This window comes from Dactylosporangium sp. NPDC051484, from assembly GCF_040689395.1.
Classification (GTDB): Bacteria; Actinomycetota; Actinomycetes; order Mycobacteriales; family Micromonosporaceae; genus Dactylosporangium.
This window is the reverse complement of the sequence record NZ_JBFAZX010000045.1, coordinates 21926-32451: the sequence shown is the minus strand read 5'-3', so window position 1 is coordinate 32451 and position 10526 is coordinate 21926. Positions and strand designations below refer to the sequence as shown.

Genomic DNA, 10526 nt, shown 5'->3' with positions numbered 1-10526 from the left:
CCACCCAGACCTATACCATCCACGCCAGCATCACGATCTTCGAACAAGGACTTGCCGCCCGCCCACGACGCTAAACGCAACGGCGTTGAACGTGCTGCTCCCTGTGCACTTTTACTCCGTGATCAGGCGAACATGATGGCCGGTCGACGCGGATCGCAGGCGCGGCCAGCGCCGCCCGGACCTGGCATCCCCGCGACGCCAACGCGGGCTCAGTCGCGCGGGATCACCTGCTCCGCCGACCAGTCGCGCCAGCGGTCGAGCTTGTCGGCGGCCGTGGCGAGCTGGTCGGCGACCGGGCCGGGGCCGGTGGAGCCGGGGGTCGTACGCGCCGCGAGCGCGCCCGGGACGGAGAACACCTCGCGGACCACCGGGGTCAGGTGCGGGCTCACGGCGGCGAGTTCCTCGTCGGTCACCTCGTCCAGGCCGATGTCGCGAGCGGCGCAGATGACCACGAGCTTGCCCGTGATCTCGTGCGCCTCCCGGAACGCGACGCCCTGCCGGACCAGCCACTCGGCGACCTCGGTCGCGAGCGTGTACCCGACCGGGGCCTGCGCGGCGAGCCGGTCGACCCGCACGGTCATCGTGGAGATCATCCCGGCCAGCGCGGGCAGGACGAGTTCGAGCGTGTCGACGGCGTCGAAGACCGGCTCCTTGTCCTCCTGCAGGTCCCGGTCGTAGGCGAGGGCCAGGCCCTTGAGCATCGTGAGCACCCCGGTGAGGTGCCCGACGAGCCGGCCGGACTTGCCGCGGGCGAGCTCGGCGATGTCCGGGTTCTTCTTCTGCGGCATGATCGACGAGCCGGTGGCGAAGGCGTCGTCGAGCTGCACCCAGCCGAAGGCGGGCGTCGTCCACAGCACCACCTCCTCGCCGAGGCGGGACAGGTGCACGCCGGTGAGCGCGGCCACGAACAGGAACTCGGCGACGAAGTCCCGGTCGGCGACGGCATCGATCGAGTTGGGCGCGGCGGCGGCGAACCCGAGCTCCTTGGCGACCTGGGTCGGGTCCAGCGGCAGCGACGAGCCGGCGAGCGCCCCGGCGCCGAGCGGGCTCACCGAGGTGCGGGCGTCCCAGTCGCGCAGCCGGTCCAGGTCGCGCAGCAGCGCCTGGACGTGCGCGAGCAGCTGGTGACCGAACGCGATCGGCTGGGCCGGCTGCAGGTGGGTGAAGCCGGGCGCCGGCGTGTCGACGTGCCGGGCGGCCTGCTCCATGAGGGCGTCGGCGAGCTCGACGATGCGCGATGCGACGCCACGGGCGTGGTCGCGCAGGTAGAGCCGCAGGTCGGTGGCGACCTGGTCGTTGCGGGACCGGCCGGCGCGCAGCTTCCCGCCGAGCGTGCCGAGCCGCTCGAGCAGGCCGCGCTCCAGCGCGGTGTGCACGTCCTCGTCGTCGACGGTTGGGCGGAAGTCGCCGGCGGCGCAGGCGGACTCGAGGTCGTCGAGGGCGGCGAGCATCCGGCCAAGCTCCTCGGTGTCCAGCAGCCCGGCGCGGGCCAGGACCCGGGCGTGGGCACGGGAGCCGGCGATGTCGTACGGGGCGAGCCGCCAGTCGAACTGCACGCTCACGGACAGCCGGGCGAGCGCCTCGGCAGGGCCGCCGGCGAAGCGGCCGCCCCACAAGCGGGTCGGAGTCTCAGAAGCCACGCAACGATCCTTCCACAACACGTAATGCAAGATCGCCGCGGCACTGGGCCGCGGCGGACGGACAGGAGGGGACCGCAGGATGTGCGGTGTTCAGGCGCTGTCGTCGCCGGGCTGGCTCCAGGCGGTCAGCTTGGACGCCAGCAGTTCCCCGGCCGACGGCGGCCGGGACGGGTCCGGCACCTCCCGGGCGACGACCATGATCGTGTCGTCACCGGCGATCGTGCCGACGATGTCGGGCAGCCCGGTCCGGTCGATCGCGCTGGCCAGGAACTGCGCCGCCCCCGGCGGGGTGCGCAGCACGACCAGGTTGCCCGAGTAGTCCACGCCCGTGAGCAGCTCGCGCAGCAGCCGGATGAGCCGCGTCGGCGCCTGCTCCGCGGGGCGCAGCGCCCGCTCGCCGTCCTCCGGGATGAGGTACGCCCCGCGCACCTTCACCGCCCGCAGCTCCTCGAGGTCCCGCGACAGCGTCGCCTGCGTGACCTGGATGCCGTCGCCGGCCAGCAGTTCCGCGAGTTCGGTCTGCGAGTGCACCGCCGCGGCACGGATCAGCGCCGAGATCCGGTCCAGCCGCGCCGCCTTCGTCGTCGGCGCACTCATGCCGTGCACTCCGCCCGGGGATCGATGAGGCCCCGCACCCCGGGGCAGGCGCCGCCGCGCCGCGGACCGCTCATCGTCGCTCGCGGCCTTCCAGCAGGAACGTCAGCAGCGCCTTCTGGGCGTGCAGGCGGTTCTCCGCCTCGTCCCAGATCGCGGACTGCGGCCCGTCCATGACCTCGTCGGTGATCTCGTCGCCGCGGTGGGCGGGCAGGCAGTGCAGCACGATCGCACCCGGGTTGGCACTCAGGAGCAAAGAGCCGTTGATCTGGTACGGCACGAAGGGCGTCCGCCGATCCAGCCCGTCGTTCTCCTGCCCCATCGACGTCCACGTGTCGGTGACGAGCACGTCGGCGCCCTTGACCGCCTCGGCCGGCTCGCCGATCACCTCGACCACGCCCCGCTCCCGCGCCGCGGCGAGCACCGCCGGATCGGGCTCGAACCCGGCCGGCCCGCACAGCCGCACCTGCATCCCGGCGAGCGTGCCCGCGAGGGCGTAGGAGTGCGCCATGTTGTTGGCGGTGTCGCCGAGGTACGTGATGATCCGCCCCTGCGTCCCACCGAGCCGCTCCCGCACGGTCTGCAGGTCGGCGAGCAGCTGGCACGGGTGGAACCCGTCGGTGAGGGCGTTGACGACCGGCACCGTCGCGCCGGCGGCGAGCTGCGCCACCCGCTCGTCGGAGGTGGAGCGGATCACGATCGCGTCGACGTAGCGCGAGAGCACCTTCGCCGCGTCGCCGACGCTCTCGCCCCGGCCGAAGTGCGTGGTGAGCGCGTCGATGATGATCGGCACCCCGCCGAGCTGGGTGATGCCGACCTCGAACGAGACGCGGGTGCGCAGCGACGACTTCTCGAAGATGACCGCGACGGACCGGCCCTCAAGGGGCCGCGACCCGGTCCGGTCGGCCTTCATCGCCGCCGCGAGCTCGAGCACCCGCAGCTGCTCCGCGGCCGTCAGGTCGTCGTCGCGCAGGAAGTGTCGAAGGGTCATGCCGGCTGCACCGCCGTGAGCGCCGGGCCGAGCGCGGCGACGAACGCGTCGGCCTGCTCCTCGGTGAGGATCAGCGGCGGTGCGATGCGCAGCACGTCCGGCTGCGCCGCCTGGGCCAGGAAGCCCTTGTCGCGCAGCACCGCGGCGAGCGCGCCGGCGGCCGGGCCGCGCAGCGTGACGCCGAGCAGCAGGCCGGCCCCGCGCACGCCGGTCACGAGCGGGTGGCCGAGCGCCTCGACGCCGCGGCGGATCCGCTCGCCCAGCCGCTTGGTGGCGTCGAGCAGGTGCTCCGACTCGATGGTGTCCAGCACGGCGAGGGCCGCGGCGCAGCAGACCGGGTTGCCACCGAACGTCGAGGCGTGCATGCCCGGGCCGAGCAGGGTCGCCGCGTCGTCGAACGCCATCATCGCGCCGAGCGGCAGGCCGCCGCCGAGGCCCTTGGCGAGCGTGACGACGTCGGGGCGCACCCCCTCGGCCTGGTGGGCGAACCAGTACCCGGTGCGCCCGATGCCGGTCTGCACCTCGTCGAGGGCGAGCAGGGCACCGTGCCGCGTGGTGATCTCCCGGGCCGCGATCAGGTAACCGGCCGGCGGTACCACCACCCCCGACTCGCCCTGGATCGGCTCCAGCAGCACCATCGCGGTCGCGTCGTCCACGGCGGCGGCGAGGGCCTCGACGTCGCCGTACGGCACGTGCACGACCTCGCCCGGCAGCGGCAGGAACGGCTGCTGCTTGGCCGGCTGCCCGGTCAGCGCCAGCGCGCCCATGGTCCGGCCGTGGAACGCGGCCTCCGCCGCGACGATCTTCGTGCGGCCGGTGCGCCGGGACAGCTTGAACGCCGCCTCGTTCGCCTCCGCGCCGGAGTTGGCGAAGAACACCGCGCCCTGCCGGCCCGCGAGGGCGAGCAGCCGCTCGGCGAGGGCCACCACCGGCGGCGAGGCGTACAGGTTGGACACGTGGCCGAGGGTGGAGATCTGCGCCGTGACGGCCGCGACGACCGCCGGGTGGCCGTGGCCGAGCAGGTTGACGGCGATGCCGCCGAGGAAGTCCACGTAGGAACGCCCGGACTCGTCGACGACGACCGCGCCGCTGCCGCTGACCAGCCCCAGCGACGGCGGGCCGTAGGTGTTCATCACCGACGCCTCGAAGCGAGAGGTCAGAGAGCCCGTCATTGCGCCACCACCATCGTCCCGAACCCTTCCGACGTGAAAACTTCCAGCAACAGCGAGTGCGGCACCCGCCCGTCGACGACGTGCGCGGCCGGCACCCCGCCCTTGACCGCCCGCAGGCAGGCCTCCATCTTCGGCACCATCCCCGACTCGAGCCCCGGCAGGAGCTCGGCGAGCTCGTCGGCGGTCAGCTGCGAGATCAGCGTGGACGGGTCCGGGTAATTGCGGTACAACCCCTCGACGTCGGTGAGCACGACGAGCTTGCGCGCCTGCAGCGCCACGGCCAGGGCTCCGGCCGCGGTGTCGGCGTTGAGGTTGTGCAGCACGCCGTCGGCGTCGGGCGCGACCGTCGACACGACCGGGATCCGCCCGGCCGCGATGAGGTCCGCGACCGCGGAGACGTTGACCCGCTCGACGTCGCCGACCTGGCCGATGTCGACCGGCGTGCCGTCGATGATGGCGGGCCGGCGCACCGCGGTGAACAGCCCGGCGTCCTCCCCCGACATGCCGACCGCGTGCGGGCCGTGCTCGTTGATGAGCCCGACGAGCTCGCGGCCGACCTGCCCGACGAGGACCATCCGCACCACGTCGGCCGTCTCCGGGGTGGTGACCCGCAGGCCGCCCTTGAACTCGCTGGTGATCCCGAGCCGCTTGAGCATCGCCGAGATCTGCGGCCCGCCGCCGTGCACGACGACGGGCTTGATCCCGACGTGGCGCAGGAACACCATGTCGGCCGCGAACGCGCGCTTGAGCTCGTTGTCGACCATCGCGTTGCCGCCGTACTTGACGACGACCGTCGAGCCGGAGAACCGCTCCAGCCACGGCAGCGCCTCGATGAGGGTATTGGCCTTCCCGAGCGCGATGCCCAGGTCACGCCCGTTCATGAGAGCCTCCGCTTCCGCTGCGGACCGTTCACGAGCTGTACGCCGAGTTCTCGTGCACGTACCCCATGGAGAGGTCGTTCGTCCAGATCGTCGCGCGCTCGTCTCCGGCGTGCAGGTCCACGGTCACGGTCACCACCCGGCCGCTGAGGTCCACCTTCGAGCGCTCCTCGCCGGCGGCACCGCCCTTGCAGATCCACACCCCGTTGATGGCGACGTCGACCTCGTCCGGCTCGAACGCCGCCGCGGTCGTGCCGATCGCCGCCAGGATGCGCCCCCAGTTGGGGTCGTTGCCGAAGAACGCGGTCTTCACCAGGTTGTTGCGGGCAATCGAGCGGCCCACCTCGACCGCGTCGGGCGTCGAGGCCGCGCCGGTCACCTCGATCGCGATCTCCTTCGTGGCGCCCTCGGCGTCGGCGATGAGCTGCCGGGCCAGGTCGGCGCAGACGGCGGTGACCGCCTCGGCCAGTTCCTGCTCCGTCGGCTCGATCCGCGAGGCGCCGCTGGCCATGATCACAACGGTGTCGTTGGTCGACATGCAGCCGTCGGAGTCGATCCGGTCGAAGGTGACCGAGGTCGCCCCGCGCAGCACGGTGTCCAGCGTGGACGCGTCGGCGACGGCGTCGGTGGTGAGCACCACGAGCATGGTCGCCAGGCCCGGCGCGAGCATCCCGGCGCCCTTGGCCATGCCGCCGACGGTGAAGCCCTGGCCGCTGTGCACGGCGCTCTTCGGCACGGTGTCGGTCGTCATGATGGCCTTCGCCGCCTCTGGCCCGCCGTCGCGGGCGAGCGCGCGGCCGGCCGCGTCGACGCCGGACAGCAGCTTCGTCAGCGGCAGGCGTTCGCCGATCAGCCCGGTCGAGCAGACCACGACGTCGCCGGCCCCGACCGGGAACCGTGACGCCCGCCCGGACAGCACGGCCGCGGTGTGCTCGGCGGTGGCATGGGTGTCCTGGAAGCCGGCCGGCCCGGTGCACGCGTTGGCGCCGCCGGAGTTGAGGATGACGGCGCGCGCGATGCCGGCCCGCAGCACCTGCTGGCTCCACAGCACCGGCGCCGCCTTGATGCGGTTGCTCGTGAACACGGCCGCGGCGGTGAAGTCGGGCCCGTCGTTGATCACGAGCGCAACGTCGAGCGCCCCGGCCGTGGCCTTGATCCCGGCCGCGACTCCTGACGCCCGAAAGCCCTTCGGCGAGGTGACGGTCACGGTGCGATCCCGTCCACGCTCAGGCCCGCGGTCTCCGGCAGGCCCAGCATGATGTTGGCGTTCTGCACGGCCTGGCCGGCCGCGCCCTTGACCAGGTTGTCGACGGCGGTGACGACGATGATCCGCCCGCTGTCGACGTCGAGCGTCGCCTGCAGGTGCACCGCGTTGGAGCCGAACGTCGCGCCCGTCTGCGGCCACTGACCCTCCGGCAGCACCTGCACGAACGGCTCGGCGTGATACGCCGCGCCCAGCACCGCCCGCGGGTCGGCGTGCCCCAGCGGCTTCGCGGTGACCGTCGCCAGGATGCCCCGCGGCATCGGCGCCAGCGTCGGCGTCATGGACAGCGTCCGCGCGCCGCTGGCCTGCTTGATCTCGGCCACGTGCTGGTGCGCGCCGACTCTGTACGGCGACATCGACCCCATCACCTCGGAGGCGAGCAGGTGCTGCTTCGCCGACCGGCCCGCGCCCGAGGTGCCGGAGGAGGCCACCACCACCACGTCGTCGGGGTCGGCGACACCGGCCGCGATCAGCGGAGCCAGGGCCAGGATCGTCGCGACCGCGTAGCAGCCGGTGTTGGCGACCCGGGTCGACGCCTTGATCAGGTCCCGCTGGCCAGGCAGTTCCGGCAGCCCGTACGTCCAGGTGCCGGCGTGCGAGCCCGGGTAATACCGCTGCCAGTCCTCGGGGTCCTCGAGCCGGAAGTCGGCGCCGAGGTCGACGATGCGCACCGACTCCGGCAACTGCGCCGCGATGGCCGCGGACTCGCCGTGCGGTAGCGCCAGGAACACCAGGTCGGCCTCGGCGAGCGCGGCCGGCTCGGTCTTGGCGAGCACGACGTCGCGGAAGGATCGCACGTGCGGGTGCACGCTCCCGATCGTCGATCCGGCCTGCGCGAACCCGGTGGCCACGGCAAGCTCGAGATTCGGGTGCCCGGCGATGAGCCGCAACAGCTCACCGCCGGCGTACCCGGACGCTCCCGCGACGGCGACACGTATTCCCATGCGCTCGACTGTATCGCTATGCAACCCCCCGTTTCAAGGAGGTTGCGGCGCCCCTCACTTTCCCAACCTTCCTAGGAGGCTAGCTCGAATGAATCATGCAGAGGTCATCCAGCAGGAATGAGGCCCGCACCTCACGGGGGCCCGCCTGCTCTTACTCGGGGTCCAGGAACCGGGCCAGCTGCGAGCGGTTGCGGACGTTCAGGCGGCGGTACAGCCGGGTCAGATTCGCCTCGACGGCCTTGATGGACAGGAACAGCGCCCGGGCGATCTCGCGGTTGGTGCCGCCGGCCCGCACCAGCTCGACGATGCGCCGCTCGGTCTCCGACAGCCCCGCGCCCCGGCCACCGTCGAGGCGGGACAGCTCGGCCACGGCGACCTCGCGCCACGGGTGCGCGTCGGCCATGGTGTAGCGGCGGACCGCCTCGGACAGGGCCGCGCGGGCTGCGCCCCGGCGGTGGGCGCGCCGCTCCAGGCCGCCGAGCGTGTAGTAGGCGCGGGCCATCTCCAGCGGGTACGGGTGGTCCGGCCACTCCTCGATCGCCCGGTGCAGCGCCTCCGCGCCCTCGCGGGCCTCGCCGGTCGCGGCGGTGAGCACGGCGCGGGCCCGGGCCAGGCCGAGCAGCACCACCCGCCGGTCGAGATGCCGGGCGCGCTGCTCGACCTCCTCGAGGACCTCGGCGGCCTCGGCGCGGGCGCCGGCCCCGACGAGGGCCTCGACGAAGTCGGCGTGCCAGGGCAGCACGCCCGGGTCGAGCCGGCCGAGGCGCTGATCGAGGTTGTAGGCCTCGCGCATCGCGTCGGCGGCGGCGATCGGGTCGCCGCGCAGGACGTGGACCAGGCCGCTGGTCGCGTATGCCAGCTTGATCCAGTCCTCGTCACCGGCGGCGAGGCAGGCGGCGACGCCGCGCTCGGCGTGCCCGGCGGCGGCCGTGGCCGTCCCGCCCGCGTACTCCACGAGCGCGGCCACCAGGTATCCGGGGCCGGGGGTGGTTTCGACGTCGACGTAGAGGCGCACACAGTCCCGGCCGGCGGCGAGCGCGTCGGCGCAGCGGCCGGCGCGCCAGTAGACGCCGGCCACGGAGACCAGCACCGCGGCGAGGTCGCGCACGGTCCCGGCCCGCTCCACCGCGATCCGCAGCGCCTCGATACGCCGTACCGCCTCGGCGGTCTCACCCTTGAACAGCCGGCTCATCGCGGCGACCTGCCTGGCGGCGACGGTGGCCGGGGTGAGCGACAGGCCGCGGGCGAGCTTGCCGGCGCGCTCCAGGTATTCGTCGCCCTCGGTGCCGAGCAGGATGTTGCCCCGCCAGCTGAGCACCTCGACGAGCCGCTCCATGTCACCGCACAGCTCGGCGGCCTCCTCGGCCCGCTTGAGCTCCGCGAGGGCCGCCTCGCTGTCGCCGTCCCAGTACGCCTTGACCGCCTTGTACAGCCGGACGTGGGCGAGCAGGTCCGGGGTGTCGACCGCCTCGACGAACGCCGCGTCGAGCAGCGGGCCGGAGTTGGAGTGGTCCTCGCCGGACATCTCCACCAGCAGCAGCCGCGCCCCGACCCGGGTGCGCCGGTCGGCGGCGTCGCGCAGGGCGGCCGCGGCGTGGCGGCGGGCGTCCACCGGCGAGCCGGCCGAGTACGCGTACTGGGCGGCGCTCAGCTGGCGTACCGCGGCCACTCCCGGCGTGTCGCGCGGGGTGCGCTCCGCCGCGAGCGCGGCCAGGTCGGCGGCCATCGCCGGCGCGCCGCGCAGCCGGGCGGCGGACGCGGCGGCGGCGAGGCACTCGGCGAGGGCCTCGTCGGGCTCGGGCCGGGCGGCGGCGAGGTGCCGGGCCCGGTCGACGGGGTCGGTGACCGTCTCGGCGAGCCGCTCGTGGGTCTCGCGGCGGGCCGCGGCGGTGGCGTCGGCGTAGACCATCTCGCGCAGCAGCGGATGGGAGAACCGGATCGCGCCGTCGGGCTCGACGTGCAGTACACCCGCGGCTATGGCGGCCTCGACCAGCCCCTCGGCGAGCCCGCACGCGGCCAGCAGGGTCAGGCTGGGGCGGGCCGCCGCGGCGACGACCAGCAGCGCCGGCCGGTCGGCGGCGGGCAGCGAGGCCAGGCGGGCGGCGAGCAGCTCGCGCAGGCGCTCCGGGACGGGCAGCGGGTCGGTGACCGGGAACGAGTTGTTGCCGATGGCCCGCCCGAGCTCGACCGCGTACAGCGGGTTGCCCGCGCTGGCCTCGTAGATGCGCTGCACATGCGCCCGGCCGGCCTCGGCGCCGAAGCGGGCCCGCAGCAGGTCGGCCACGTCGCTCTGGGGCAGCGGCGGCACCGGCAGCGTCGTGCTCGGCGGCGGGCACAGGTCCAGCCGGCTGGGCGCGCCGCCGTCGGGCACCCGCTCGGCGGCGAGGACCCGCACCGGCACCTCCCCGAGGCGGCGGGAGACGAACCGCAGCACCCCGGCGCTGGGCTCGTCGATCCACTGCACGTCGTCGAGGATCAGCAGCACCTGCCGCTCGGCGGCGAGGCCCCGGAACAGCTCGAGCACAGCCAGGCGCACCGCGAGCTGGTCGTGCGGCGTGGCCGGCAGCGCGCTGCGCAGCAGGGCGCCGTCCAGCGCCGCGCGCAGGTGGGCCGGGAGCAGGTCGAAGGCGTCCGGTGTGCCGTCGAAGAGATCGACGAGCGCCAGATACGGCAGGTCGGCCTCGGCCTCCGCGGCGGCGGCGCGCAGCACCAGCGCCTCGCTCTCCGCGGCGGCGAGGGCATCGAGGATGGTGGACTTGCCGATCCCCGCGGGACCGCAGAGCACGACGCTGCCGCCCGCCGCGAGCCGCTCCCGGGCGTGGTTCAGGAGATCGGCTCGGCCGATGGGCGCCGACGAGGTGCTCACCACGACGCCGAGTCTCTAACGAACCACCGTTCGTCGCAACGGCCGGAGAACGGCGCGAGACCATCCCGTGAAGCCCGGCCGACCGCGGATCATCGCAGCCGGGCGCGGGGCAGGACCGCTTCCCAGCCGAGCACGGGCCACTGCGCGATGTGGACGGTCACCCGCGTCAAACCGGGC

General features: G+C 73.9%; 8 protein-coding genes. All 8 read right to left on the bottom strand.

Features of this window, described 5'->3' with window-relative positions; translation table 11 throughout:
- Nucleotides 1–209: 209 nt before the first annotated feature.
- The gene (gene argH / locus AB0367_RS36325) at nucleotides 210–1640 is read right to left on the bottom strand and encodes an argininosuccinate lyase (RefSeq protein ID WP_366231053.1); all 1431 of its coding nucleotides are present in this window, start codon (nucleotides 1638–1640) and stop codon (nucleotides 210–212) included.
- A 90-nt stretch (nucleotides 1641–1730) separates the two neighbouring features.
- Complete coding sequence (gene argR / locus AB0367_RS36320) at nucleotides 1731–2237, bottom strand: arginine repressor (RefSeq protein ID WP_366231052.1); 507 nt, start codon at nucleotides 2235–2237, stop codon at nucleotides 1731–1733.
- Nucleotides 2238–2307: 70 nt separating this feature from the next.
- Nucleotides 2308–3225, bottom strand: a complete 918-nt coding sequence (gene argF / locus AB0367_RS36315) for an ornithine carbamoyltransferase (RefSeq protein ID WP_366231051.1) — start codon at nucleotides 3223–3225, stop codon at nucleotides 2308–2310.
- Nucleotides 3222–4397, bottom strand: coding sequence for an acetylornithine transaminase (locus tag AB0367_RS36310; RefSeq protein WP_366231050.1), 1176 nt, complete (start codon nucleotides 4395–4397; stop codon nucleotides 3222–3224). The genes argF and AB0367_RS36310 overlap by 4 nt, the downstream gene beginning before the upstream one ends.
- The gene (gene argB, locus AB0367_RS36305; protein WP_366231049.1) at nucleotides 4394–5278 is read right to left on the bottom strand and encodes an acetylglutamate kinase; all 885 of its coding nucleotides are present in this window, start codon (nucleotides 5276–5278) and stop codon (nucleotides 4394–4396) included. The genes AB0367_RS36310 and argB overlap by 4 nt, the downstream gene beginning before the upstream one ends.
- 28 nt (nucleotides 5279–5306) lie before the next feature.
- Nucleotides 5307–6482, bottom strand: coding sequence for a bifunctional glutamate N-acetyltransferase/amino-acid acetyltransferase ArgJ (gene argJ, locus AB0367_RS36300; RefSeq protein WP_366231048.1), 1176 nt, complete (start codon nucleotides 6480–6482; stop codon nucleotides 5307–5309).
- Nucleotides 6479–7483 carry an N-acetyl-gamma-glutamyl-phosphate reductase gene (argC, locus tag AB0367_RS36295; protein WP_366231047.1) on the bottom strand — a complete coding sequence of 335 codons (1005 nt, stop codon included), beginning with the start codon at nucleotides 7481–7483 and terminating at the stop codon, nucleotides 6479–6481. The genes argJ and argC overlap by 4 nt, the downstream gene beginning before the upstream one ends.
- Nucleotides 7484–7634: 151 nt before the next feature.
- Nucleotides 7635–10352, bottom strand: a complete 2718-nt coding sequence (locus tag AB0367_RS36290; protein ID WP_366231046.1) for an AAA family ATPase — start codon at nucleotides 10350–10352, stop codon at nucleotides 7635–7637.
- Nucleotides 10353–10526 lie beyond the last annotated feature (174 nt).